At 65.1% G+C, this 22,963-nt stretch carries 21 protein-coding genes; 14 read left to right on the plus strand and 7 right to left on the minus strand.

The window, feature by feature from the left end; translation table 11 throughout:
* Nucleotides 1–100: 100 nt before the first annotated feature.
* Nucleotides 101–877, minus strand: a complete 777-nt coding sequence (locus tag U5A65_RS35085) for an enoyl-CoA hydratase (protein ID WP_321915839.1) — start codon at nt 875–877, stop codon at nt 101–103.
* A 138-nt stretch (nt 878–1,015) separates the two neighbouring features.
* Here U5A65_RS35085 and paaN point away from each other — a divergent pair, with 138 nt between their 5' ends.
* From paaN to paaK, 5 genes are all read left to right on the plus strand, one after another.
* Nucleotides 1,016–2,716 carry a phenylacetic acid degradation protein PaaN gene (gene paaN / locus U5A65_RS35090; RefSeq protein ID WP_321938304.1) on the plus strand — a complete coding sequence of 567 codons (1,701 nt, stop codon included), beginning with the start codon at nt 1,016–1,018 and terminating at the stop codon, nt 2,714–2,716.
* Between the two features lie 97 nt (nt 2,717–2,813).
* Nucleotides 2,814–4,022: a 3-oxoadipyl-CoA thiolase gene (gene pcaF / locus U5A65_RS35095; RefSeq protein WP_321915841.1), complete on the plus strand. Its 1,209-nt coding sequence runs from the start codon at nt 2,814–2,816 to the stop codon at nt 4,020–4,022.
* Nucleotides 4,023–4,140: 118 nt separating this feature from the next.
* Nucleotides 4,141–4,932: a 2-(1,2-epoxy-1,2-dihydrophenyl)acetyl-CoA isomerase PaaG gene (gene paaG / locus U5A65_RS35100; RefSeq protein ID WP_321915842.1), complete on the plus strand. Its 792-nt coding sequence runs from the start codon at nt 4,141–4,143 to the stop codon at nt 4,930–4,932.
* Between the two features lies 1 nt (nt 4,933).
* A complete protein-coding gene (paaI, locus tag U5A65_RS35105; RefSeq protein ID WP_321915843.1) occupies nt 4,934–5,401 on the plus strand; it encodes a hydroxyphenylacetyl-CoA thioesterase PaaI in 468 nt (155 codons plus the stop codon).
* 66 nt (nt 5,402–5,467) lie between these two features.
* Entirely contained in the window at nt 5,468–6,766 is a 1,299-nt protein-coding gene (gene paaK, locus U5A65_RS35110; RefSeq protein ID WP_321915844.1) for a phenylacetate--CoA ligase PaaK, read from the plus strand.
* A gap of 90 nt (nt 6,767–6,856) precedes the next feature.
* Here the strand turns inward: paaK and U5A65_RS35115 are convergent, their stop codons facing one another.
* Together U5A65_RS35115 and apaG are read right to left on the minus strand one after the other, a co-directional pair.
* Nucleotides 6,857–8,182, minus strand: coding sequence for a murein transglycosylase A (locus U5A65_RS35115; protein WP_415766177.1), 1,326 nt, complete (start codon nt 8,180–8,182; stop codon nt 6,857–6,859).
* An 88-nt stretch (nt 8,183–8,270) separates the two neighbouring features.
* On the minus strand, nt 8,271–8,645 hold the full coding sequence (gene apaG / locus U5A65_RS35125) for a Co2+/Mg2+ efflux protein ApaG (protein WP_321915846.1): 375 nt from the start codon (nt 8,643–8,645) through the stop codon (nt 8,271–8,273).
* Between the two features lie 215 nt (nt 8,646–8,860).
* Here apaG and rpe point away from each other — a divergent pair, with 215 nt between their 5' ends.
* The 8 genes from rpe (at nt 8,861) to U5A65_RS35165 (ending at nt 16,451) form a co-directional block, all read left to right on the plus strand.
* Nucleotides 8,861–9,559 carry a ribulose-phosphate 3-epimerase gene (gene rpe / locus U5A65_RS35130; protein WP_321915847.1) on the plus strand — a complete coding sequence of 233 codons (699 nt, stop codon included), beginning with the start codon at nt 8,861–8,863 and terminating at the stop codon, nt 9,557–9,559.
* On the plus strand, nt 9,556–10,263 hold the full coding sequence (locus U5A65_RS35135) for a phosphoglycolate phosphatase (protein WP_321915848.1): 708 nt from the start codon (nt 9,556–9,558) through the stop codon (nt 10,261–10,263). Before rpe ends, U5A65_RS35135 begins: the two co-directional genes overlap by 4 nt.
* 482 nt (nt 10,264–10,745) lie before the next feature.
* The gene (trpE, locus tag U5A65_RS35140) at nt 10,746–12,239 is read left to right on the plus strand and encodes an anthranilate synthase component I (RefSeq protein ID WP_321915849.1); all 1,494 of its coding nucleotides are present in this window, start codon (nt 10,746–10,748) and stop codon (nt 12,237–12,239) included.
* A gap of 14 nt (nt 12,240–12,253) precedes the next feature.
* Complete coding sequence (locus U5A65_RS35145; protein ID WP_069269170.1) at nt 12,254–12,829, plus strand: aminodeoxychorismate/anthranilate synthase component II; 576 nt, start codon at nt 12,254–12,256, stop codon at nt 12,827–12,829.
* 16 nt (nt 12,830–12,845) lie between these two features.
* A complete protein-coding gene (gene trpD, locus U5A65_RS35150) occupies nt 12,846–13,874 on the plus strand; it encodes an anthranilate phosphoribosyltransferase (RefSeq protein WP_321915850.1) in 1,029 nt (342 codons plus the stop codon).
* Nucleotides 13,875–13,903: 29 nt separating this feature from the next.
* Nucleotides 13,904–14,689, plus strand: coding sequence for an indole-3-glycerol phosphate synthase TrpC (trpC, locus tag U5A65_RS35155; RefSeq protein ID WP_321949160.1), 786 nt, complete (start codon nt 13,904–13,906; stop codon nt 14,687–14,689).
* Nucleotides 14,690–14,701: 12 nt separating this feature from the next.
* Nucleotides 14,702–15,328, plus strand: coding sequence for a CYTH domain-containing protein (locus U5A65_RS35160; protein ID WP_321938299.1), 627 nt, complete (start codon nt 14,702–14,704; stop codon nt 15,326–15,328).
* A 151-nt stretch (nt 15,329–15,479) separates the two neighbouring features.
* Nucleotides 15,480–16,451 (plus strand): uracil-DNA glycosylase, encoded by a 972-nt coding sequence (locus U5A65_RS35165; RefSeq protein WP_321949161.1) that lies wholly within the window; start codon nt 15,480–15,482, stop codon nt 16,449–16,451.
* 125 nt (nt 16,452–16,576) lie between these two features.
* On the opposite strand, the gene U5A65_RS35170 is transcribed toward U5A65_RS35165, so the two are convergent.
* From U5A65_RS35170 to U5A65_RS35185, 4 genes are all read right to left on the minus strand, one after another.
* Nucleotides 16,577–17,173, minus strand: coding sequence for an FMN-dependent NADH-azoreductase (locus U5A65_RS35170; protein WP_321915854.1), 597 nt, complete (start codon nt 17,171–17,173; stop codon nt 16,577–16,579).
* 179 nt (nt 17,174–17,352) lie between these two features.
* Nucleotides 17,353–19,143, minus strand: a complete 1,791-nt coding sequence (locus U5A65_RS35175; RefSeq protein ID WP_321915855.1) for a PDZ domain-containing protein — start codon at nt 19,141–19,143, stop codon at nt 17,353–17,355.
* A gap of 136 nt (nt 19,144–19,279) precedes the next feature.
* Complete coding sequence (locus U5A65_RS35180) at nt 19,280–20,011, minus strand: DsbC family protein (protein WP_321938294.1); 732 nt, start codon at nt 20,009–20,011, stop codon at nt 19,280–19,282.
* Between the two features lie 176 nt (nt 20,012–20,187).
* Nucleotides 20,188–21,360, minus strand: a complete 1,173-nt coding sequence (locus U5A65_RS35185; RefSeq protein WP_321949162.1) for a UbiH/UbiF family hydroxylase — start codon at nt 21,358–21,360, stop codon at nt 20,188–20,190.
* A gap of 293 nt (nt 21,361–21,653) precedes the next feature.
* Between U5A65_RS35185 and ychF the strand changes: the two genes are divergently transcribed.
* The gene (gene ychF / locus U5A65_RS35190) at nt 21,654–22,748 is read left to right on the plus strand and encodes a redox-regulated ATPase YchF (protein WP_321915858.1); all 1,095 of its coding nucleotides are present in this window, start codon (nt 21,654–21,656) and stop codon (nt 22,746–22,748) included.
* Nucleotides 22,749–22,963 lie beyond the last annotated feature (215 nt).

Consider the following 22,963-nt stretch of genomic DNA (forward strand, 5'->3'; position numbering starts at 1 on the left):
TGCGAAGGGGGCGAATCTTAGCGCCCCCGCCGGCGCCGCGCAAGGGGTGGCGAAAAATAATTCCGACCGCCGCTCGCAGCGGTCGAATCCCGCCGCGTCGTTACTTGTTCTTGAACGCGGGCTTGCGCTTTTCGACAAATGCCGCCATCCCTTCTTTTTGATCTTCCGTTGCGAAGAGCGAATGAAACAGGCGACGCTCGAAATGCACGCCCTCTGCGAGCGTGGTTTCGTAGGCGCGGTTGACCGACTCCTTCGCCATCATGACGGCGGGCAGGGAGAATTCGCAGATGGTCGCCGCGGCCGCGAGCGTTTCATTCAGCAAATCCGCAGCCGGAATGACTCGAGATACAAGCCCGGCACGCTCCGCCTCTTCCGCACCCATCATCCGCGCGGTCAGGCACAGATCCATTGCCTTGGCTTTCGATACCGCGCGCGGCAGACGCTGCGTACCACCCGCCCCAGGAATCACGCCCAACTTGATCTCGGGCTGACCGAACTTCGCCGTATCGGCGGCGAAGATCATGTCGCACATCATGGCCAGCTCACAGCCGCCACCTAGCGCGAAGCCGGCAACCGCCGCAATGATCGGCTTGCGAATCGAGCGGATCGTCTCCCAGTTGCGCGTGATGTAGTCGCCTTTGTACACATCCATGAAGGTGTAGGTCGCCATCATCCCGATGTCCGCGCCGGCCGCAAACGCCTTTTCGCTACCCGTGATGACGATCGCACCCACGCCCTCATCGGCGTCGAACGCCTTGAGCGCTGCGCCCAGTTCGTCCATGAGCGCATCGTTAAGCGCATTGAGCGCCTTTGGCCGGTTCAGCGTGACCAGACCGACCTTGCCGCGCGTCTCGACCAGGATGTTTTCGTACCCCATAGCTCCTCCTTCCATCTAAAGAAAGTCCCCAAAAAAATTTTTTACGCCGAACTTTGACTAATGCTAACATTGCCCAACCAACCGGTCGGTCAATTAATTGATGCGGGCCCTGTCCACCCTCTCTACCAACGTTGAGCCATGACACATTCGCTGTTCGCCAAGCATGAGGGCGCGCTTCAAAAAGCGCTTGCCGCCATTGAGACCCGTGGCTACTGGAGCCCGTTCGCCGAAATGCCTAGCCCCAAAGTGTACGGGGAAACCGCTAGCGCAGATGGCGAAGCCGCGTTCAAGGCCCACCTGAATCGCGCCTTCGTACTCGACCAGCCGTCGACCGGCGAAACTGTCGGCAGCGAGGCCTCGCCGTTCGGTTTCGCGCTCGGCGCGCGCTATCCGAAATCGACGCCTGATCAGTTGATCGAAGCCGCCCAGAACGCCCAGCGCAACTGGCGTGCAGCGGGCCCGCAAGCATGGGCTGGCGTGAGCCTCGAAATTCTCGAGCGCCTTAACCGCGCAAGCTTCGAGATCGCCTTCAGCGTGATGCACACGACCGGCCAGGCGTTCATGATGGCGTTCCAGGCCGGCGGCCCGCACGCTCAGGACCGGGCGCTCGAAGCCGTCGCTTACGCATACGACCAGTTGCGCCGCATTCCCGCCGACGCGCACTGGGAAAAGCCGCAGGGCAAGAACCCGCCGCTCGCGATGCAAAAGCGCTTCACCATCGTGCCGCGTGGCACCGGCCTCGTGCTTGGCTGCTGCACGTTTCCGACCTGGAACGGCTACCCCGGCCTCTTTGCCGATCTCGCGACCGGCAACACCGTTATCGTCAAGCCGCACCCGGGCGCGATCCTGCCGCTCGCGATCACCGTGCGCATTGCGCGTGACGTCCTGCGTGAAGCCGGCTTCGATCCGAACATCGTGACCCTGCTCGCCACCGATCCCAACGACGGCGCGCTCGTGCAAGCGCTCGCGCTGCGCCCCGAGATCAAGCTGATCGACTTCACCGGCAGCACGCAAAACGGCGACTGGCTCGAGCGCAATGCGCACCAGGCGCAGGTCTACACAGAAAAGGCCGGCGTGAACCAGATCGTGATCGACTCCGTGGACGACCTGAAGGCCGCCGCCCGCAACATTGCCTTCTCGCTCTCGCTTTACTCGGGCCAGATGTGCACGGCTCCGCAGAACATCTATGTGCCGCGTGACGGCATCCGCACTGCTGAAGGCCAGGTGAGCTTCGAGGCCGTCGCTCAGGCAATTGCCGGCGCCGTGCAGAAGTTCGTGTCCGACCCGGCGCGCGCCGTCGAAGTGCTCGGCGCGATCCAGAATGAAGGTGTGACCGCTCGCATCGACGAGGCCCGCAAGCTCGGCACCGTGCTCGCCGACAGCCAAACGCTGGAACACCCGCAGTTCACCGGCGCTCGTGTACGCACGCCGCTCGTGCTTTCGCTCGACGCAGCCCGCGACGCCGCCCAGTTCACACGCGAGTGGTTCGGCCCGATCTCGTTCGTGATCGCCACGGATTCGACCGCCCAGTCGCTCAAGCTGGCCGGCGAGACCGCTCGCGACCACGGCGCGCTCACGCTCTCCGTCTACAGCACGGACGACGCCGTGATCGAAGCGGCTCACGAAGCCGCCATCACCGGCGGCGTGGCGCTCTCGATCAACCTGACGGGCGGCGTGTTCGTGAACCAGTCGGCTGCGTTCTCGGACTTCCACGGCACCGGCGCGAACCCCGCGGCGAACGCCGCACTCGCCGACGCCGCCTTCGTGGCGAACCGCTTCCGTGTGGTTCAGAGCCGCGTTCATGTTGAACCGAAAGCGGCCCCCGCGGTAGCCAGCTGAACGGTCTATGCCGTTCAGCCGAATAGCGCCCGCTTGCCCATCCCTCTAGCATGCAAGGCGTGAGTGCACTTCTGCGCTCGCGCCCCAGGAACCCGAGATGACCGAAGCCTATATCTGCGACGCGATTCGCACCCCGTTCGGCCGCTACGGCGGCGCCCTCAAAGACGTGCGCGCGGACGACCTCGCCGCCGTGCCCATCCGCGCACTCGTGGAGCGCAATCCCGGCGTGGACTGGAACGCGCTCGACGACGTGCTCTACGGCTGTGCCAACCAGGCCGGCGAGGACAATCGCAACGTCGCGCGCATGGCCGCGCTGCTCGCGGGCCTGCCCACCGACGCTCCGGGCGGCACGCTCAACCGCCTGTGCGGCTCGGGCCTCGACGCCGTGGGCAGTGCCGCACGCGCGATCAAGGCGGGCGAAGCGCGCCTCATGATCGCGGGCGGCGTGGAAAGCATGACGCGCGCGCCGTTCGTCATGGGCAAGGCTGCTTCGGCGTTCTCGCGTGAAGCGGCCATCTATGACACGACCATTGGCTGGCGCTTCGTCAACAAGCTGATGAAGCAACAGTACGGTGTCGATTCAATGCCGGAAACAGCGGAAAACGTCGCCGAGGAATTCAAGATCAATCGCGCCGATCAGGACGCGTTCGCGCTGCGCAGCCAGCAAAAAGCAGCGCGCGCGCAGAAGGACGGCACGCTCGCGCAGGAAATCGTAGCGGTCGAGATTGCGCAAAAGAAGGGTGACCCAGTTCGCGTGACGCTCGACGAACACCCGCGCGAGACTTCGCTCGAATCGCTCGCCAAACTCAAGGGCGTCGTGAAGCCGGACGGCACCGTCACGGCGGGCAACGCCTCGGGCGTCAACGACGGCGCCTGCGCCCTGCTGCTCGCCAATGAGGAAGCCGCAAAGCAATATGGCCTGCGTCGCCGCGCGCGCGTACTTGGCATGGCGACCGCTGGCGTCGCGCCGCGCATCATGGGCATCGGCCCCGCGCCCGCTACGCAAAAGCTGCTCAAGCAACTCGGCATGACGCTGGACCAGTTCGATGTGATCGAGCTCAATGAAGCATTCGCCTCGCAAGGTCTCGCCGTGCTGCGCGCACTCGGCATTGCCGACGACGATCCGCGCGTGAACCCGAATGGGGGCGCGATTGCACTGGGCCACCCGCTCGGCGCCTCGGGCGCACGGCTCGTTACAACGGCGCTCCATCAGCTGGAGCGCACGAATGGACGTTTCGCGCTTTGCACGATGTGCATCGGCGTCGGCCAGGGCATTGCCCTCGCGATCGAACGCATCGAGGCGTAACACGCGCAGTATCGACCGGCCGCCGGGCGATGCATTCGGCGGTCTCAGGCAGCAAACTGCTTTGCATTGAGCGGGACTCGGCGCTTAAGCGCCAGGCCCCGCCGACAGGAGACAACCGATGCCCTACGATGCGATCCGCGTCGAAATCGACGCATCCACCCGCGTGGCCACCATCACGCTCAACCGCCCCGACAAGCTCAACAGCTTCACGCGTGTCATGCACGCAGAGCTTGCCGCAGCACTCGACGAAGTCGTCGCAGCCGGCGCGCGCGCCCTTGTGCTGACAGGCGCGGGCCGCGGCTTCTGCGCGGGCCAGGATCTCGCCGATCTCGACTTCACACCGGGAGCGATGACCGACCTGGGCGACCTCATCGACGAGCATTTCAATCCGCTGATCAAGCGGCTGCAAGCGCTGCCGATGCCCGTGATCGCCGCTGTCAACGGCACCGCCGCCGGCGCAGGCGCAAATCTCGCCCTCGCCTGCGACCTCGTGCTCGCCGCACGCTCTGCCAGCTTCATCCAGGCGTTCGTGAAGATCGGCCTCGTGCCCGATTCCGGCGGTACGTGGTTCCTGCCCAAGCGCGTGGGCATGGCACGCGCACTCGGGCTCGCCATGACCGGCGAAAAACTCGGCGCGGAAAAGGCGGAGAGCTGGGGCCTCGTCTGGCAAGTGACCGACGATGCGGAACTCGCGCAAACGGCCGGCGCGCTCGCCGCACGCCTCGCGCAGCAACCTACGCGCGCCATCGTCGCCACGCGCGAAGCGCTGCGCGCATCGGCCACAAACACGCTCGACCAGCAACTCGATCTCGAACGCGATCTGCAGCGCGAACTCGGCGCGTCGTACGACTACGCGGAAGGCGTCCAGGCCTTCATCGAAAAACGCGCACCGCATTTCGAGGGCCGCTGAGATGTCCACGCAAGTCTCGCAACGGCCTGAGCACGACATGTCGCCCGACGAACTCGCCCGCGCGGCCGCGCTAGCGATGTACGAATCCGACGGCTGCACCCGCGCGCTCGGCATGGAACTCCTCGAAGTGCGCGCCGGTTACGCGCGCCTGCGCATGGCCGTGCGGCCCGAGTTCCTGAACGGCCATCAGACCTGCCACGGCGGGATGATTTTCTCGCTCGCGGATTCGGCGTTCGCCTTCGCGTGCAATTCATACAACATCAACACCGTAGCGGCCGGCTGCTCGATCGAGTTCCTGCGTCCCGTCCTGCGCGACGAGGTGTTGACCGCCGAAGCCGTCGAACAGGTGCTATCGGGACGTAACGGGGTCTACGACATCCGCGTGACGAACCGGGCAGGCGAAACCGTCGCGCTTTTCCGAGGCAAGTCCGCGCAGATTCGCGGCAATGTCATTCCAGTCGCAACGTGAAGCGGGTTTCCCCTTCTCGATTCCCTACGCGTCACGAGTAAAGTTCTTAAGATCCAGGAGACACCCATGAGTACCACGCTGCCGCTCGAATCCATCGAAAAGGCGAGCCGCGACGAGCTTGCTGCCCTGCAGCTCGAGCGCCTGAAATGGTCCCTGAACCATGCTTACGAGAATTCGCCGGTCTATCGCCGCAAATTCGACGAAGCAGGCGTGCATCCGTCTCAGGTGCAGTCGCTCGCCGATCTCGCGCGCTTCCCGTTCACCACGAAGAAGGATTTGCGCGATAACTACCCCTTCGGCATGTTCGCCGTGCCGCAAGACCAGATTTCGCGTATCCATGCGTCCTCGGGTACGACGGGCAAGCCGACCGTGGTTGCCTACACGGCGCGCGACATCGACACCTGGGCGAATCTCGTCGCGCGTTCGGTGCGCGCAGCGGGCGCACGGCGCGGCGATAAGGTACACATCAGCTACGGCTACGGACTCTTTACGGGTGGCCTTGGCGCGCACTACGGTGCCGAACGCGCGGGCCTCACGGTCATTCCGTTCGGTGGCGGTCAGACCGAGAAGCAAGTTCAGCTGATCCAGGACTTCCGTCCCGACATCATCATGGTCACGCCGAGCTATATGCTCGCGATCGCCGACGAAATGGAGCGCCAGGGCATCGATCCGCGCACCAGTTCGCTGCGCATCGGCATCTTCGGCGCGGAGCCGTGGACCAACGACATGCGCCGGGCGATCGAAGAACGCATGGGCATCACGGCGGTCGACATCTACGGTCTTTCGGAAGTGATGGGCCCGGGCGTTGCCTCGGAATGTGCGGAAACCAAGGACGGCCCGACGATCTGGGAAGACCACTTCTATCCCGAGATCATCAACCCGGAAACAGGCGAAGTGCTGCCTGACGGCGAATTCGGCGAACTCGTCTTCACCTCGCTCACCAAGGAAGCGCTGCCTATCATTCGTTACCGCACGCGTGACCTCACACGTCTGTTGCCGGGTACGGCGCGCACCATGCGCCGCATGGAGAAGATCACGGGCCGCTCTGACGACATGCTGATCATCCGCGGCGTGAACGTGTTCCCCACGCAGATCGAGGAACTGCTGCTCAAGCAGCCGGCGCTCGCGCCGCACTATCAGATCGTCCTGACGAAGGAAGGTCCGATGGACGTGATGGCGCTCAACTGCGAACCATGTCCGGAAACCGCGCCCGATTACGGCGCGCTCGACGCGGCAAGCAAGGCGCTCGCTTACGACATCAAGGCGCTGATCGGCGTGACGTGCAAGGTGAACGTGCTGGAGGTCAACGGCATCGAACGTTCGGTCGGCAAGGCGAAGCGCGTGATCGACAAGCGGCCGAAGTGAGCGCGGTTCGCAACGCGTAGCAAAAGAAAAAGCCGGCTGCCGCCGGCTTTTTCGCTTCACGCTACGTGCGCGCTGAAAACGCTGCGGCACTCACGAGTTCGGGAACAGTAGCCACATTCGGCCGCCCTGCTTCATCTTGCCGGCCAGATCGCCGGCGTCGTCGCCAAGACCCCAGAAGTAGTCGGCGCGCACGCCGCCCTTGATTGCCGAGCCCGTATCTTGCGCGAACACGAGCCGGTTGAGCGGCGTGTTCGTGAGTGGCCGCGTGGTCTGCAGAAACACCGGCGTGCCAAGCGGAATCGAAGACGGATCGACGGCAATCGAGCGTTCCGGCGTGAGCGGCACGCCGAGCGCACCGATCGGGCCATCCGACCCACCCTGCGCGTCGCCCTCGGAGCCGCCCATTTCGCGGAAAAACACGAAGCGCGGATTGGTGTCGAGGAGCGCGTCCACGCGCGTGGGGTTCGCGCGCGCCCACGCCTTGATGCCCTGCATGGTCGCCTGCGCGGGCGTGAGTTCACCGCGGTCGAGCAGCCAGCGCCCAATCGACTTGTACGGCTGGTTGTTGGTGCCGCCAAAACCCACGCGCATCACGCTGCCGTCTTCCATCACGACGCGCCCCGAGCCCTGCACCTGCAGGAAGAACGCTTCGATCGGATCGTCGACCCACACGAGCTCGTTGCCGTTGAGCACGCCCGAGCGTTCGAGTTGCGCGCGCGCCGGCATCGCGGCGCCCGGACGATAGGCGGACGGCCAGCGATACAGCGCGGTCTGGTAGATGCCGTGACGCGTGCGCGAACCATGCAGCAGCGGCTCGTAGTAGCCGGTCACGAGGCCGTCTAGCGTGCCGTCGGTGTTGGCGAACTGATAGGGGGTGAAATACGTTTCGAAGAATGCCCGAGCGCTCGATGCATCGAGGTCGTCGAGTTGCGAGGCGGCCGAGCACGCGCGCTGCCAGCGGGGATCGCGCGCGAGGCGCGTGCAGTTCGCGCGCAGCGCCGCGGTCACGCCGATCAGCGAGTCGTCCTGCCAGCCCGGCACCTGCTGCCACGCGACCGCCGTGAGACGCTGCGCGGCGAGTTGTGACGGCAGCGTGGGCGCACCCTTGGGCGGGGCGTTACGCACGTAGCTCGGGCCACCGCATGCGGCAAGCAAGGCCGCCAGCGAAACGGCACCCAACCAGCCGCCTAACCGGCCACCCAATCGGACCACTCCGCGCCGAAGCGCTGACCCCGCGCGATATTCCGCCTTTGTGAATCCCGGCATCACCGGGTCATTACGACCTGAATCGACGTCAAAATCACGCCTACAATACTGGCTCTCGATGGATGCCGCCATGTCAGAACTGCTCGACGAATACCCGATGCTCATGTTTGGTCTGGAAGCGCTCCTTGCGCTGTTCCTGCTGATTTTCATCGTTGTGTGGACCGCGTCGGGCAGGAAGAAACAAGCCTCGCTCGACGACCGGCGTCAGGACTAGCAGACCCCGAATTCGCGCCGCGGTTCAATGCAGCGTGCGCGGCATGCGCAACACGAACTCGGGCACGGGCGCCTCGAAACGCTCGGCGTCCTCGGCCACACAGAAGTACTCGCCGCGCATGGTGCCCACCGGGGTCGCGATCACGGCCCAGCTCGTGTACTCGAACTGCTCGCCCGGTTTCAAGAGCGGCTGATGGCCGACCACGCCGAGCCCCTTCACTTCCTGCACCTGATTTTCGCTGTCGGTGATCACCCAGTGGCGTGCAATGAGCTGGGCGCTCACCTGACCGGTATTGCGAATGGTCAGCGTGTACGCGAAGGCATATTGCCGGCGCTCCGGGTCCGATTCTTCGGGCAGGTAGCGCACCTGCGACGTCACGCTGAATTCGTACTGGCTCATCCTTGTTCCATTCGCCCGGGTGCGGCTGAGTGCGTTGACTGAGACGCCCGCGCAGCAAGGCGCTCGCGAGCGCGCCGCGAGGCGCGGCACATGGTTTGGCATTCTGCTTGATGCAACGGGCACCCGCAACCCGGCGCAGCCCGTGGCGGCCGCCGCGAACGGCTCTCCTACTGACGGTAAAATACGGTTTTTCCGACAGTTTTTCGATGGCCGCCATGACGCAATTCCGCATCGCCCCCAGCATTCTCTCCGCCGACTTCGCGCGTCTTGGCGAGGAAGTCCGCAATGTCGTCGCCGCCGGCGCCGACTGGATCCACTTCGACGTGATGGACAACCATTACGTGCCGAACCTCACTATCGGCCCGCTGGTGTGCGAGGCGATTCGCCCGCACGTGAACGTACCTATCGACGTGCATCTGATGGTGCGCCCGGTCGATCGCATCGTGCCCGACTTCGCCAAGGCCGGCGCGAACCTCATCAGCTTCCACCCGGAAGGCTCGGACCATATCGACCGCACGCTCTCGCTGATCCGCGACCACGGCTGCAAGGCGGGCCTCGTGTTCAACCCGGCCACGCCGCTGAACTATCTCGACCACGTGATGGACAAGGTCGACCTCGTGCTCATCATGTCGGTGAATCCTGGCTTCGGCGGCCAGTCGTTCATTCCGGAGGCGCTCAACAAGCTGCGTGAGGCCCGCGCGAAGATCGACGCCTACACGGCGCGCACGGGCCGCGAAATCCACCTCGAAGTGGACGGCGGCGTGAAGGTGGACAACATCGCCGAAATCGCGGCGGCAGGCGCAGACACCTTCGTGGCGGGCTCGGCGATCTTCGGCAAGCCGGACTACAAGGCCGTGATCGATCAGATGCGCGCGCAGCTCGCAAGCGTTGCCAACGCCGCAACCGCGAAATGAACGCCCCTGTCCGATTCACCGCGCCGCGCATCGAAGCGGCGCTGATCGACCTGGACGGCACGATGGTCGACACCGCCGACGACTTCGCCGCCGGCCTGAACGGCATGCTCGCGCAGCTCGACGCCGAGGAAACCACGCGCGAGGAAGTGATGGGCTACGTGGGCAAGGGCTCGGAGCACCTGATCCGCAGCGTGCTTGCGCCGCGCTTTGCGGCCGACAACGTGGAGGCACGCTTCGACGAAGCGCTCGCGCTCTACCAGGACGAGTACGCGAAGATCAACGGCCGCCATACGCATCTGTACCCGGAAGTCGTTGCGGGCCTCGCTGCGCTGCGCGACCAGGGCATCAAGCTCGCGTGCGTGACCAACAAGCCGCACCGCTTCGCCGTTGAGCTTTTGCAGCAATACGGCCTCGCGGCGTACTTCGAAGTGGTGATCGGCGGCGACAGCCTGGCGAAGAAAAAGCCGGACCCGCTGCCGATGCTCACGGCGTGCGAGCGCCTGGGCGTTGCGCCCGCAGCGGCGGTGGCGATCGGCGATTCGGAGAACGATGCGATTGCTGGCCGCGCGGCCGGTATGGCCACGCTCACGGTGCCCTACGGCTACAACCACGGCCAACCTGTACAAAAAATTGAATCGGATGGTATAGTTGCCTCGCTGCTCGACGCCGCCAAGGCGGTCGCAGCGCACAATGATCTGACTTAAGTTCTCAACTGAACGTCAACTATCCTCATGTTTCTGAATAAAAAACGGAGTCTGAGCACGATCGACCGGGGAGCCTGGCCCTGGCGTCGCTGGTCGCGCTAACCTCACCCGAGGTTCGCTGAAGTTGCGTATTCGTTCGTCTTCAGCACCGTTTTTTACTTCGCTGCGCACTCGCGCGTGTCTCGACTCTAAACTGTTGCAGTAACCCGTCGGCTGGTCTCGCCGTTGGCTTTCGTGGTCCTTGCGTATTGTTTCGCCGTTCGTGGCGAAGTGCGCGAGGCGCGAGCGGCTACGCCTCACCTTCCGTCGATGTACTGCACGCCGGCCCGGCAGGCGCTTTAATGCGCTTATCGGGCAGCACGAGCGAGCGCCAGCGGCCATCTAGCACTCAAAAACAAACGCCTCGCGCTCACCGCGCGCCCCGTTTTGAGCCGCACTGGGCCCGCACCCGCCGCGACCGGCAGCACGAACAGGATCGGAACATGACCGAACTCGAATTTCAGTCCCTCGCCAACGAGGGCTACAACCGCATCCCGCTGATCGCCGAAGCGCTCGCCGATCTCGAAACGCCGCTTTCGCTGTACCTCAAGCTCGCGCAACCCGAGCGCGGCGGCGCCAATTCTTTCCTGCTGGAGTCCGTGGTGGGCGGCGAGCGCTTTGGGCGCTACTCGTTCATCGGCCTGCCCGCGCGCTCGCTGATCCGCACGCGCAATGGCGTTTCGGAAGTCGTGCGCGACGGCCAGGTGATCGAGACGCATCACGAAGATCCGCTCGAATTCATCGCGAAGTACCAGGCGCGCTTCAAGGTCGCGCAGCGCCCGGGCTTGCCGCGCTTCTGCGGCGGCCTCGCGGGCTACTTCGGCTACGACGCGGTGCGCTACATCGAGAAAAAGCTCGCCGACACCTGCCCGACCGACGACCTCGGCCTGCCCGACATCCAGTTGCTGCTGACCGAAGAAGTCGCCGTGATCGACAATCTCGCGGGCAAGCTCTACCTGATCGTCTACGCCGACCCGCAAACGCCCGAGGCCTACACCAAGGCCAAGCATCGCCTGCGCGAACTCAAGCAGCGCCTGCGCACCACGGTTCAGCCACCGGTGACGAGCGCGAGCGTGCGCACCGAAACGTTCCGCGAATTCAAGAAGGACGACTACCTCGCCGCCGTGCGCAAGGCGAAGGAATACATCGCGGCGGGCGAACTGATGCAGGTTCAGGTGGGCCAGCGCCTCACGAAGCCGTATCGCGACAATCCGCTTTCGCTCTACCGCGCGCTGCGTTCGCTGAACCCGTCGCCGTACATGTACTACTACAACTTCGGCGAATTCCACGTGGTGGGCGCGTCGCCGGAAATTCTCGTGCGCCAGGAAAAGCGCGGCGAGGACCGCATCGTGACGATCCGGCCGCTCGCCGGCACTCGCCCGCGCGGCAACACGCCCGAGCGCGACGCCGAACTCGCGACCGAACTGCTCAACGACCCGAAGGAAATCGCCGAGCACGTCATGCTGATCGACCTCGCGCGCAACGACGTGGGCCGCATCGCCGAAATCGGCTCGGTGAGCGTGACCGACAAGATGATCATCGAAAAGTACTCGCACGTGCAGCACATCGTGAGTTCGGTGGAGGGCAAGCTCAAGCCCGGCATGAACAACTTCGACGTGCTGCGCGCCACCTTCCCGGCCGGCACGCTCTCGGGTGCGCCGAAGGTGCGCGCGATGGAACTCATCGACGAACTCGAACCGGTGAAGCGCGGCCTGTACGGTGGTGCCGTGGGCTATCTCTCGTTCAACGGCGAAATGGACCTCGCGATCGCGATCCGCACCGGCCTCATCCACAACGGCAATCTGTATGTGCAGGCCGCCGCGGGCGTGGTTGCGGATTCGGTGCCCGAGTCCGAATGGCAGGAAACCGAGAACAAGGCGCGCGCCGTGCTGCGCGCCGCCGAGCAGGTGCAGGACGGCCTCGACAGCGACTTCTGAGCGGAGAAAAGACCATGTTGCTCATGATCGACAACTACGATTCGTTTACCTACAACATCGTCCAGTACTTCGGCGAGCTTGGCGAAGACGTTCATACGTACCGTAACGACGAAATCACCATCGACGAAATCGCGAAGCTCAATCCTGCGCGCATCTGCCTCTCGCCGGGACCGAGCAACCCGCAGCACGCGGGCATCACGCTCGACGTGCTGCGCGAATTCGCGGGCAAGACGCCGATTCTCGGCGTGTGCCTCGGTCATCAGGCGATTGGCGAAGCGTTCGGCGGCCGTGTGGTGCGCGCGAAGACCATCATGCACGGCAAGGTGAGCCAGATCGAAACCGACTGCAAAGGCGTGTTCGCCGACCTGCCGAAGCACTTCAACGTCACGCGCTACCACTCGCTCGCCATCGAGCGCGAATCGCTGCCCGACTGCCTGGAAGTATCGGCGTGGACCGACGACGGCGAAATCATGGGCGTGCGTCACCGCGAACTTGCAGTGGAAGGCGTGCAGTTCCATCCGGAGTCGATTCTCTCGGAGCACGGCCACGCGCTGTTCGAGAACTTCCTGAAGCAAACCAAGAGCGCCTAACCCGGAGGCCACCCACATGATTACCCCGCAGGAAGCGCTCCAACGCACGATCGAGCATCGCGAGATTTTTCACGACGAGATGCTCCATCTCATGCGCCTCATCATGCGCGGCGAGCTTTCGCCCGTGCTTTCGGCCGCCATCATCACCGGCCTGCGCGTGAAGAAGGAAACGATCGGCGAGATCACCGCCGCCGCGACCGTGATGCGCGAGTTCGCGAATCACGTCGAGGTGAAGGACAACTCGAACTTCATCGACATCGTCGGCACGGGCGGCGATGGTTCGCACACCTTTAATATCTCCACGGCTTCGATGTTCGTCGTCGCCGCGGCGGGTGCAAAAGTCGCCAAGCACGGCAATCGTGGCGTATCGAGCAAGTCGGGCAGCGCGGATGTACTCGAGGCGCTCGGCGTGAACATCGACCTGCAGCCGGATCAGGTGGCCGCATCGATCGCCGAAACGGGCATGGGCTTCATGTTCGCGCCCAATCATCATCCTGCGATGAAGAACATCGCCGCCGTGCGCCGCGAGCTTGGCGTGCGCACGATCTTCAACATCCTCGGGCCGCTCACGAATCCGGCCGGCGCGCCGAATCAGCTGATGGGCGTGTTTCACCCGGACCTCGTCGGCATTCAGGTGCGCGTGATGGAGCGTCTGGGCGCCAAGCACGTGTGCGTCGTGTACGGCAAGGACGGCATGGACGAGGTGTCGCTCGGTGCGGCCACGCTCGTGGGCGAGTTGAAGGACGGCCAGATTCGCGAGTACGAGATCCACCCCGAAGACTTCGGCATGCAGATGGTCTCGAACCGTTCGCTCAAGGTCGAAAACGCCGACGAATCGAAAGCGATGCTGCTCGGCGCGCTCTCGAACGAAGCGGGCACCGCGCGCGAGATCGTCGCGTTGAACGCGGGCACGGCGCTCTACTCGGCGAACGTGGCCGACTCGATCGCCGAAGGCATCGCGCTGGCGCGTGAGACCCTCGCCAGCGGCCGCGCGCGCGCCAAAGTCGACGAACTGGTACGCTTCACGCAACAGTTCAAACGCTGATCCAGCACCGTTTTTTGCCTCCGAATATCATGAGTGACATCCTCGAAAAGATCATTGCGGTCAAGCGCGAAGAAGTGCGCGCCGCCGAGCAGAGCGCCCCGCTCGAAGAACTGCGTCTGCAGGCCAGCACGCGCGACTTGCGCGATTTCGTCGGCGCCTTGCGCGCGAAGCACGAGAACGGCCAGGCGGCCGTGATCGCCGAAGTGAAGAAGGCCAGTCCGTCGAAAGGCGTGCTGCGCGAAAACTTCCAGCCAGCCGAAATCGCGCGCTCGTACGCCGAAGGCGGCGCGGCCTGCCTCTCCGTGCTCACCGACGTGCAGTTCTTCCAGGGCAGCGTGGCGTACCTCGAAGCCGCGCGCGCCGCGTGCAATCTGCCGGTGCTGCGCAAGGACTTCATCGTCGATCCGTACCAGATCGTCGAAGCACGCGCGATGGGCGCCGATGCGATCCTGCTGATCGCCGCCGCGCTGCAGCCCGGCGAAATGCGCGACCTCGAGGCGCTTGCGCATTCGCTCGGTCTCGCGGTGCTGGTCGAGGTGCACGACCGCGAAGAACTCAAGCACGCGCTCACGCTGAAGACGCCGCTCATCGGCATCAACAACCGCAATCTGCGCACGTTCGAAACCACGCTGGATACGACCATCGGCATGCTCGACGACGTGCCCGAAGACCGAATCGTCGTGACCGAGTCGGGCATTCTCTCGCGCGCCGATGTCGAGAAGATGCGCTCACTCTCCGTGCACACGTTCCTCGTGGGCGAAGCGTTCATGCGCGCCGAACATCCGGGCGCGGAACTCGCCCGCATGTTCTTCTGATTGCGCTGCACGATGGGTATCGAACGCGAAATCAAGCTCGCGCTGCCGCGCGGCCAGGTGGACGCGGCGCTGCGTCTGTTCGAGACGCGCGCCGGTATGCCCGGTCGTGCCATCAGGCTCGAAAACGTCTACTTCGACACGCCGGCGCTCGCACTCGCGGGCGCAAAGAGCGCGCTGCGCCTGCGCCGCGCGCCCGAAGGCTGGCTGCAGACGTTCAAGACCGTGGGTGTAGCGCAAAACGGGCTGCACGCGCGGCACGAGTGGGAAATGCCGGTGGCGGGCGAAGCGCTCGAAATCGACCGGCTGCTGCATGAGTGCGATGAGGCCGGCGTGTCGACGGCGCTCTCGGATGCCGCCGCGAACCTGATCCCGCTCTTTCGCACCGACTTCACACGCACGCTGTGGACGCTCGACGTCGACGGCGCACAGGTGGAAGCGGCCATCGATCAGGGCGAAATCGTCGCGGACGTGAACGGCGAAACGCGCCGCGCGCCGATCTGCGAAATCGAGCTTGAACTGAAGGCGGGCGACGAAGCGGCATTGCACACGCTTGCTGCCGAACTTGCCAAGGCGCTGCCAGGCCTCGCGCCGGACGACATCAGCAAGGCCCAGCGCGGGTACAAGCTGCGCGAAGGCTGAGAACGACGCGGCGCAACCTCGAAGCGCCGCGCAAACACCCCAAAAAAAGAGCGCTGTTAGTTGCATCATCAGCGCCGAAGCCGCAAAATGCCGCGCCGCCGCGCCCGCGCCGGATTGAATCGCCGCGCAATTGCTGCGACACTTGCCGCCCATGACCTCCACGAAACGCCCGCGCGTCGCGATGCCGGTGCAAGCGTCGCTGTTCGACGACGATCTGACCGACACCGCGCAAGCCACGCTCGACGAGCCGCCGCTGCCCGAAGTCGATCCGCGTCAGATCACGATCTTCTCGCTGTTCGACGCCGACGAATTCCCCGCGCCCGCCCGCACGCACGCCGCGATGATTGCCAATACGTCCGCATTCGACATGTCCAACGAACCCGCCGCGCCGCAGGCCGGAATCGACACCACGCGACTCGAAGACCAGTTCGACGCGCTGCCCGCCGCCTGGCGCGAATTGCTCGCGCCGTTCATCGCGAGCGACGTCTACGCGCCGTTGTGCCGCTTCGTCGATGACGAGCGCGCCGCCGGCAAGACCGTCTATCCCGCCGACGTGTTCCGCGCGCTGCGCCTCACCTCGCCCGACGACGTGAAGGTCGTGATCCTCGGCCAGGACCCGTACCACGGCGACGATCGGGGCACGCCGCAGGCGCACGGCCTGGCGTTCTCGGTGCCGCCCTCGGTGCGCCCCCCGCCTTCGCTGCGCAACATCTTCAAGGAGATCGCGGCGAGCCTCGGCATTCAGGCGCCCGCGCACGGCTGTCTCGACGCCTGGGCGCGCCAGGGCGTGCTGCTGCTGAACACGGTGCTCACCGTCGAGCGCGCCAGCGCCGCGAGCCACGCGAAGCGCGGCTGGGAGCGCTGCACCGACACGCTGATCCAGCAACTCGCCGCACGCCACGAGCATCTCGTGTTCATGCTGTGGGGCGCGCACGCGCAGAACAAGCGTGCGCTGCTCTCGGGTGCGCATTGCGTGCTGGAAGCGCCGCATCCGTCGCCGCTTTCTGCGCATCGCGGCTTTCTCGGCTGCGGGCATTTTGCGCAGGCCAACGCATATCTGGAGGCGCAAGGCCGCCAGCCGATCGACTGGCGTTTGCCGGAGGAAGGCCTCGTGCTCGCTTGAGCGACGCGACACAACGCGACGCAACGCGACGCAACGCGAAGCGACACACAATGAAAAAACGCCACGAGATCGCTCTCGTGGCGTTTTTTCTTTTACAGCCGTCAAGCAGCCGTCAAGCGCGGACTTTACGCCGCAGCGATCGCCTCACGCGCGCCCGCGAGCGCTGCGCTGGCTGCGTCCGGGCCCATGTTCAGGCCTTCGGCGTAGATGAAGTTCACGTCGGTCATGCCGAGGAAGCCGAGGAACGACTTCAGGTACGGCGTCTGGCTGTCGTGCGGGGTGCCTTGATACTTGCCGCCGCGCGCCGAAACGATATGCACCTTCTTGCCGTTCACGAGACCTTCCGGGCCGTTCGCGGTGTAGCGGAACGTGATGCCGGCACGCGCGATCCAGTCGAAGTACGTCTTGAGCTGCGACGAGACGCCGAAGTTGTACATCGGCGCGCCGATCACGATGACGTCCGCTGCCTGCAGTTCTGCGATCAGCGCTTCGCTGCGTGCCGCGATAGCCTGCTGCTCCGGCGTGCGCTGCTCGGCCGGCGTGAAGAACGCGCCGAGCACGGCGTCGTCGAGGTGCGGCAGCGGATCGGCTTGCAGGTTACGCGTAACGACTTGCGCACCCGGATTCGCTTGTTGCAGCTTGGCCGTCAGTTCGTTGACGAGCAGCGTCGACTGGGCGCCTTGCGAGCGGGCGGCGGAATTGATTTGCAGGATCGTGGTCATGGTGGCTCCTTCGGGTCTCAGTTGCGCAACGTTGCGCGAGTGAAGGCATTGTGTTTTTTTACCGCCCCCCGAAAAAGTAGTCCGCCGATGACGGATTGTTGCAGCGATAGAACAATCCCCGGCATGAAAAAACGGCGTGGGGCCAGGCACCCACGCCGTTTCTGGCACTGCCGTGCGGCTTACGCCGCCAGCCAGCGGTCCCGCAAGCCGCGCGCTGGCGCGCGCTTGTCGGATGCGGCGAGCTTGTAGCGCGCGACTTCAGGCGCATCGAGGGTCAGACGCGCCACGCGAAGCTCGTCGCGGCGGAACGCGTGGATCTCGACCTTCGTGCCCGGCTGGTAGCGCGAGAGCAGCGCGTCGAGATTCGAGCCCGTCACGCGCAGGCCGTCGAGCGCGACGAGCGCGTCGCCGGCCGAAAGTCCCGCCTTCTGCGCCGCGCCGCCTTCGTAGACCACCGCGAGCGTTGCGTCCGCGCCGCCACGCAGCCGCGCGCCGAGCGAGGGCTTCGCGCCGCGCTCCGGCTCCCCTTCGAGCGTCACGCCGAACGGCTCGAACAGCGTCGCGAGCGGCAGGTCGCGCGTACCGCGCACGGCGTCGCTAAAGAGCACGCCCAGTTCCACGCCGGTCGCTTCGGCAATCAATGCCTCGACGTCGTCCTCGCCCACGCCCACCGGCTTGCCGCGATAGAAGTCGCGGCCATAGCGCTGCCACAAGAGGCGCATGACGTCGTCGAGCGATTTACGGCCATTCGTCTGCGCGCGAATCGACAAATCGAACGCCAAAGCCACGAGCGAGCCCTTCGTGTAGTAGCTCACGATCGCATTCGATGCGTTCTCGTCCTGGCGGTAGTACTTCACCCACGCGTCGAACGAGCTTTCCGCGACGCTCTGCTTCAGGCGCCCCGCGCCGCGCAGCACGCCAGCGATCGTCTTGCCGAGGAGACCGAAGTATTCATCCGAGGAAATGAGCCCGCTGCGCACGAGCATGAGGTCGTCGTAGTAGGACGTAAAGCCTTCGAATAGCCACAAGAGCGAGGTGTAGTCCTCACGCGTGAGGTCGTACGGCACGAATGCGGCCGGCTTGATGCGCTTCACGTTCCAGGTGTGGAAGTACTCGTGGCTGCACAGGCCGAGATAGGTGCGATAGCCGTCCGACGTCTCCGGCTTGCCCTTCACCGGCAGATCCGTGCGATTGCAGATGAGCGCCGTCGACGCGCGATGCTCGAGGCCGCCGTAACCGTCGCTCACGGCTTGCGTCATGAACACGTAGCGTTCCATCGGCGCGCGCTTCGTGCGCGGCTCGAACAGCGCGATTTGCGCCTCGCAGATCTTCTTCAGGTCGGCGGCGAGACGCTCGGTGTCGAGCGCGACCACGCGGCCCGCGATCACGATGTCGTGCGGCACGCCGTGCGCCTTGAAGCTCGCGAGCGTGAACTCGCCGAGCGTCACGGGATGATCGATCAGTTCGTCGTAATTCGCGGCGGTGTACTCGCCGAAGCCGTAACGCTTCGTGCCGCGCGCTTCCGTGAGCGCCGTGCCCACGCGCCAGTGGCGATACGCGTGACCGTCCGGACGCTGGATATCGACCGCGTGCTGCGCGTCCTCATGGCCGAGCGCCGCGAGAAACACGCTCGTGCCGTTGAAGAAACCCACCGTGTCGTCGAGGTGCGCCGCACGCACCGACATATCCCATGCGTAGACCTCGTAGCGCAGCGTGAGCGCGCCCTTCACCGGCGCGGCCTGCCACGAGTGCTTGTCGGTCTTCGTCACGCGCACCTTGCGGCCTGCGTCGTTGAAGGCGCGCAGCGTGACGATGTTGCGCGCGAACTCGCGCACCATGTAGCTGCCCGGAATCCATACGGGCAGCATGAAGCGTTGACCGTCCGGCGCGGGGTCTTCCACGGTAAGCGTCACCTCGAACAGATGCGCGGCGGGATTCTTCGGGACGATGGTGTATCGGATCGGCTTCATCGGTGGGATCGGTGAGAGATTCGGTCAGCAGACGCTGCAATGCAATTTCAGTATGCCCGGCGCGCAAGAGCGGACAAAAAGCGCCGGGCAAAAAAAGCACCGGCCGCGAAAGCGGCCGGCGGGTTCGGGCGAGGCGTCAGTGCGCGCCGTTCAGTCCGCGTTCGAGCCGGTCGGCGCTGACCGCGCCGGGCAGGCGCGTACCGTCGGCGAGGATCACGGTGGGCGTGCCGGTCACGTTCATCTTCTGGCCGAGCGCGAGATTGCTGTCGATAGCGGCCGTGTCGCACGTGCCGGCAGCCGTGGGCGCCTTGCGGTCGACCATCCACGACTCCCACGCCTTCGCGCGGTCAGACGAGCACCAGATCTGCTTGGCCTTCGCCGTCGAATCCGGCGAGAGCACCGGATACAGGAAGGTGTAGACCGTCACGTTGTCCACGGCCTTCAGCGTGTTTTCGAGTTGATGGCAGTACGGGCAATTCGGGTCGGAGAACACGGCCATCTTGCGCTTGCCGTCGCCCTTCACGACCTTGACCGCGTTTTCGAACGGCAGCTTCGCGAAATCGACCTTGTTGATTTCGTTCAGGCGCGCCTCGGTGAGATTGCGGTGCGCCTTGGTGTCGATGAGTTCGCCGTTGAGCACGTAGTCGCCAGTGGCGTCGCTGTAGACGATTTGCGTGCCGAGGTTGATCTCATAGAGGCCCGGCATCGGCGCCTTCGTGATGCCCTTGATGTCGCTGGCGTCGATGCCGAGGCGCGTCTGCAGCGCCGACCGGATCTTGTCGGTAGTCTGGTCGGCCTGAGCCGAGCAGCCGAGCGCCGAGGTGGCTACCGCGATCACGAGCGCGGCAATTCGAATACGCGTTTGCATGGGATGCATTCCTGATTCGCCCGCGCCGCGAGAGGGGCGACGCGCGCTGAGTTCCGTTGAGTGGCCGGGGCGGCATGCGCTGCGGCCGCGGCCAATACGGCCATTCTAAGCTGCACGGGCCTCAAGCAACCGAAATGCCTGCTCGAGGGGTCAATGAGCGCTAAAGCCTGAGAATATTAGCCGAGCGCCGAGGCCACGAGCCAGCGCTTGAGCAGCGGCTGCGCGCCCACGAACGCCATGCCCGTGTTGCGCACCGCGCGCGCCAGCGTGCCGGGGAACGAGAAGAGCCGCTGCAGGCCGTCGGTGGCGACGACGAGCTTCTGGATGTCCTCGCGGCGGCTGCGTTCGTAGCGGCGCAGCAGCACGATGTCGCCGAGATCGCGGAACGCCTCTTTCTTCGTGACGACGTCGACGAGCGCGGCAACGTCGCGCAAACCGAGGTTCACGCCCTGGCCCGCAAGCGGGTGAATCAGATGCGCGGCGTCCCCGACCAGGGCAACGCGCGGCGCCACGAGCCGATCCACGGTTTGCAGCGAAAGCGGAAACCCGCGCGCAGCCGTGACGCACTCGAGCTCACCGAGCTGGCTTTGCGAAACGCGCTCGACTTCAGCGGCAAGCTGCTCCGGCTCGAGCTTGAGCAGCGCGTCGGCGTGTTCGGTCTGTGCCGACCAGACGAGCGAGACGTGCTGATCCGGCAGCGGCAGCAAGGCGACGATCTCGCCCTCGCGGAACCACTGGTACGCCGTTTCGCAGTGCGGCTTTTGCGCGCGGAAATTGGCGACCACGCCGGTTTGGCGGTATTCGCGCCGCTCGACCTTCGAGCCGATCTGCGCGCGCACCCACGAATGCGCGCCATCCGCGCCGATTGCGAGGTCGGCTTCGATCGTGCGGCCATTGGCGAGGCCGATCACGGCCGCGTCGGATTTCACGTCCAGCGTCTCGGCGCGCGTGTCGATCCACGCGAGATTGGGCTGGAAGTTCAGCGCGGCGTCGAGCGCGCGCTCGATGACCGACGACTCGGCAATCCACGCGAGTTGCGCAACCGACGCCTGATACGCCGAGAAGTGCAGCTCCGCCGCAGCGTCGCCGAACACGCGCATGTCGTAGACGGGCGTGAGGCGCGCGGCGTCGGCGGCCTGCCAGACCCGCAGCCGCTCGAACAGCGCCTGCGAACTGCGCGAGAAGGCGTACACGCGCGCGTCGAACACGGCGCCCGCGGGCAGCGGCGCGCACGGCTGCGCGAGCAGCGCCACGCGCAGGCCGCCCTGGGTCAGCGCGAGCGCCGCCGACTTGCCGACGAGCCCGCCGCCGATCACGGCGACATCAAAGGTCTGGTTGCTTGCTGTCATGCGCGCATTATAGCCGCGGGTGCTTGTCTGACAGGGCCGGAAGGGCACGGATGTTGCGGCGCAGCAAGTCGTCGCAGGACGCCATCCCACGGGCACGGCGACGCCTGCGGCTAACCCTCACCCGGACGAGGTTACAATTACGGTTTTCGTGACTCCGCGCGAGCCGGCGTCACGCCCCCCGACGTGCCCCCTGCGCCGCCCCGCCCGCCGCTCCCGCTTTCGCGAGACGCCCGGCCCCGAGCCCTTCGCGCGCGGCGAGCCGCACGTCACCACCCTGACATGCAGAGATTTTCATGAGCCTCCAATGCGGCATCGTCGGCTTGCCTAACGTCGGCAAGTCCACCCTTTTCAACGCGCTGACCAAGGCGGGCATCGCGGCCGAGAACTACCCGTTCTGCACGATCGAGCCGAATGTCGGCGTGGTCGAAGTGCCGGATCCGCGTCTGAAGGCGCTCTCGGAAATCGTCAAGCCAGAGCGCGTCGTGCCGGCCGTGGTCGAGTTCGTCGACATCGCGGGTCTGGTCGCGGGCGCGAGCAAGGGTGAAGGCCTGGGCAACCAGTTCCTCGCCAACATCCGCGAAACCGATGCGATCACGCACGTCGTGCGCTGCTTCGAGGACGAAAACGTGATCCACGTGGCGGGCAAGGTCGACCCGATCTCCGACATCGAAGTCATCAACACCGAACTCGCACTCGCCGACCTCGCTACCGTCGAAAAGTCGCTTACGCGCTACTCGAAGGCCGCGAAGTCGGGTAACGACAAGGAAGCCGCGAAGCTCGTCGCCGTGCTGGAAAAAGTGCGCGCGCAGCTCGACCAGGCCAAGCCCGTGCGAGGGCTCGACCTGAACGAAGACGAGCAGGCGCTCCTCAAGCCGTTCTGCCTCATCACCGCGAAGAAGACGATGTACGTCGCGAACGTGAAGGACGACGGCTTCGAGAACAACCCGTACCTCGACGCCGTGCGCAAGCACGCCGAAGCCGAGGGCGCGCCGGTCGTGGCCGTGTGCGCGGCGATCGAAGCCGAAATCGCCGACCTCGACGACGAAGACAAGATCGCCTTCCTCGCCGACATGGGCATGAACGAGCCCGGCCTCGACCGCGTGATCCGCGCGGGCTTCAAGCTGCTCGGCCTGCAAACGTATTTCACGGCTGGCGTGAAGGAAGTGCGCGCGTGGACGATCCATGTCGGCGACACGGCACCGCAGGCCGCCGGCGCGATCCACACCGACTTCGAGCGCGGCTTCATCCGCGCGCAGACCATCGCGTTCGACGACTACATCCAGTACAAGGGCGAAACCGGCGCGAAGGAAGCCGGCAAGATGCGCGCCGAAGGCAAGGAATACGTCGTGCACGACGGCGACGTGATGAACTTCCTGTTCAACGTCTAAGCGCAGTTGCGAGGCAATGCCAAAAAAGCCCGCTCGTGAGCGGGCTTTTTTACGGCTGAGCGCGCGAGAGCGCGGCGGCAGGCAAGCGTCACTCCCCCGCCGCCCACGCCCCGTACAATAGCGCTTTGCGCGTCACCCCAATTCGCGGTTCCGACGCGGCGTACGCCGCGTTCGAGACATACTTCCGCCCCTTTTTCCCGTTTCCAAAGACACTC

This window comes from Paraburkholderia sp. J10-1, from assembly GCF_905220165.1.
Taxonomy (GTDB): Bacteria; Pseudomonadota; Gammaproteobacteria; order Burkholderiales; family Burkholderiaceae; genus Paraburkholderia.

Coding starts and splice junctions, on each gene's coding strand:
- U5A65_RS35085 (WP_321915839.1), bottom strand. CDS start 877: ATGGGGTACGAAAACATCCTGGTCGAGACGCGCGGCAAGGTCGGTCTG.
- paaN (WP_321938304.1), top strand. CDS start 1,016: ATGACACATTCGCTGTTCGCCAAGCATGAGGGCGCGCTTCAAAAAGCG.
- pcaF (WP_321915841.1), top strand. CDS start 2,814: ATGACCGAAGCCTATATCTGCGACGCGATTCGCACCCCGTTCGGCCGC.
- paaG (WP_321915842.1), top strand. CDS start 4,141: ATGCCCTACGATGCGATCCGCGTCGAAATCGACGCATCCACCCGCGTG.
- paaI (WP_321915843.1), top strand. CDS start 4,934: ATGTCCACGCAAGTCTCGCAACGGCCTGAGCACGACATGTCGCCCGAC.
- paaK (WP_321915844.1), top strand. CDS start 5,468: ATGAGTACCACGCTGCCGCTCGAATCCATCGAAAAGGCGAGCCGCGAC.
- U5A65_RS35115 (WP_415766177.1), bottom strand. CDS start 8,182: ATGAAAATCAGCAGGAACAGCGCAAGGAGCGCTTCCAGACCAAACATG.
- apaG (WP_321915846.1), bottom strand. CDS start 8,645: ATGAGCCAGTACGAATTCAGCGTGACGTCGCAGGTGCGCTACCTGCCC.
- rpe (WP_321915847.1), top strand. CDS start 8,861: ATGACGCAATTCCGCATCGCCCCCAGCATTCTCTCCGCCGACTTCGCG.
- U5A65_RS35135 (WP_321915848.1), top strand. CDS start 9,556: ATGAACGCCCCTGTCCGATTCACCGCGCCGCGCATCGAAGCGGCGCTG.
- trpE (WP_321915849.1), top strand. CDS start 10,746: ATGACCGAACTCGAATTTCAGTCCCTCGCCAACGAGGGCTACAACCGC.
- U5A65_RS35145 (WP_069269170.1), top strand. CDS start 12,254: ATGTTGCTCATGATCGACAACTACGATTCGTTTACCTACAACATCGTC.
- trpD (WP_321915850.1), top strand. CDS start 12,846: ATGATTACCCCGCAGGAAGCGCTCCAACGCACGATCGAGCATCGCGAG.
- trpC (WP_321949160.1), top strand. CDS start 13,904: ATGAGTGACATCCTCGAAAAGATCATTGCGGTCAAGCGCGAAGAAGTG.
- U5A65_RS35160 (WP_321938299.1), top strand. CDS start 14,702: ATGGGTATCGAACGCGAAATCAAGCTCGCGCTGCCGCGCGGCCAGGTG.
- U5A65_RS35165 (WP_321949161.1), top strand. CDS start 15,480: ATGACCTCCACGAAACGCCCGCGCGTCGCGATGCCGGTGCAAGCGTCG.
- U5A65_RS35170 (WP_321915854.1), bottom strand. CDS start 17,173: ATGACCACGATCCTGCAAATCAATTCCGCCGCCCGCTCGCAAGGCGCC.
- U5A65_RS35175 (WP_321915855.1), bottom strand. CDS start 19,143: ATGAAGCCGATCCGATACACCATCGTCCCGAAGAATCCCGCCGCGCAT.
- U5A65_RS35180 (WP_321938294.1), bottom strand. CDS start 20,011: ATGCAAACGCGTATTCGAATTGCCGCGCTCGTGATCGCGGTAGCCACC.
- U5A65_RS35185 (WP_321949162.1), bottom strand. CDS start 21,360: ATGACAGCAAGCAACCAGACCTTTGATGTCGCCGTGATCGGCGGCGGG.
- ychF (WP_321915858.1), top strand. CDS start 21,654: ATGAGCCTCCAATGCGGCATCGTCGGCTTGCCTAACGTCGGCAAGTCC.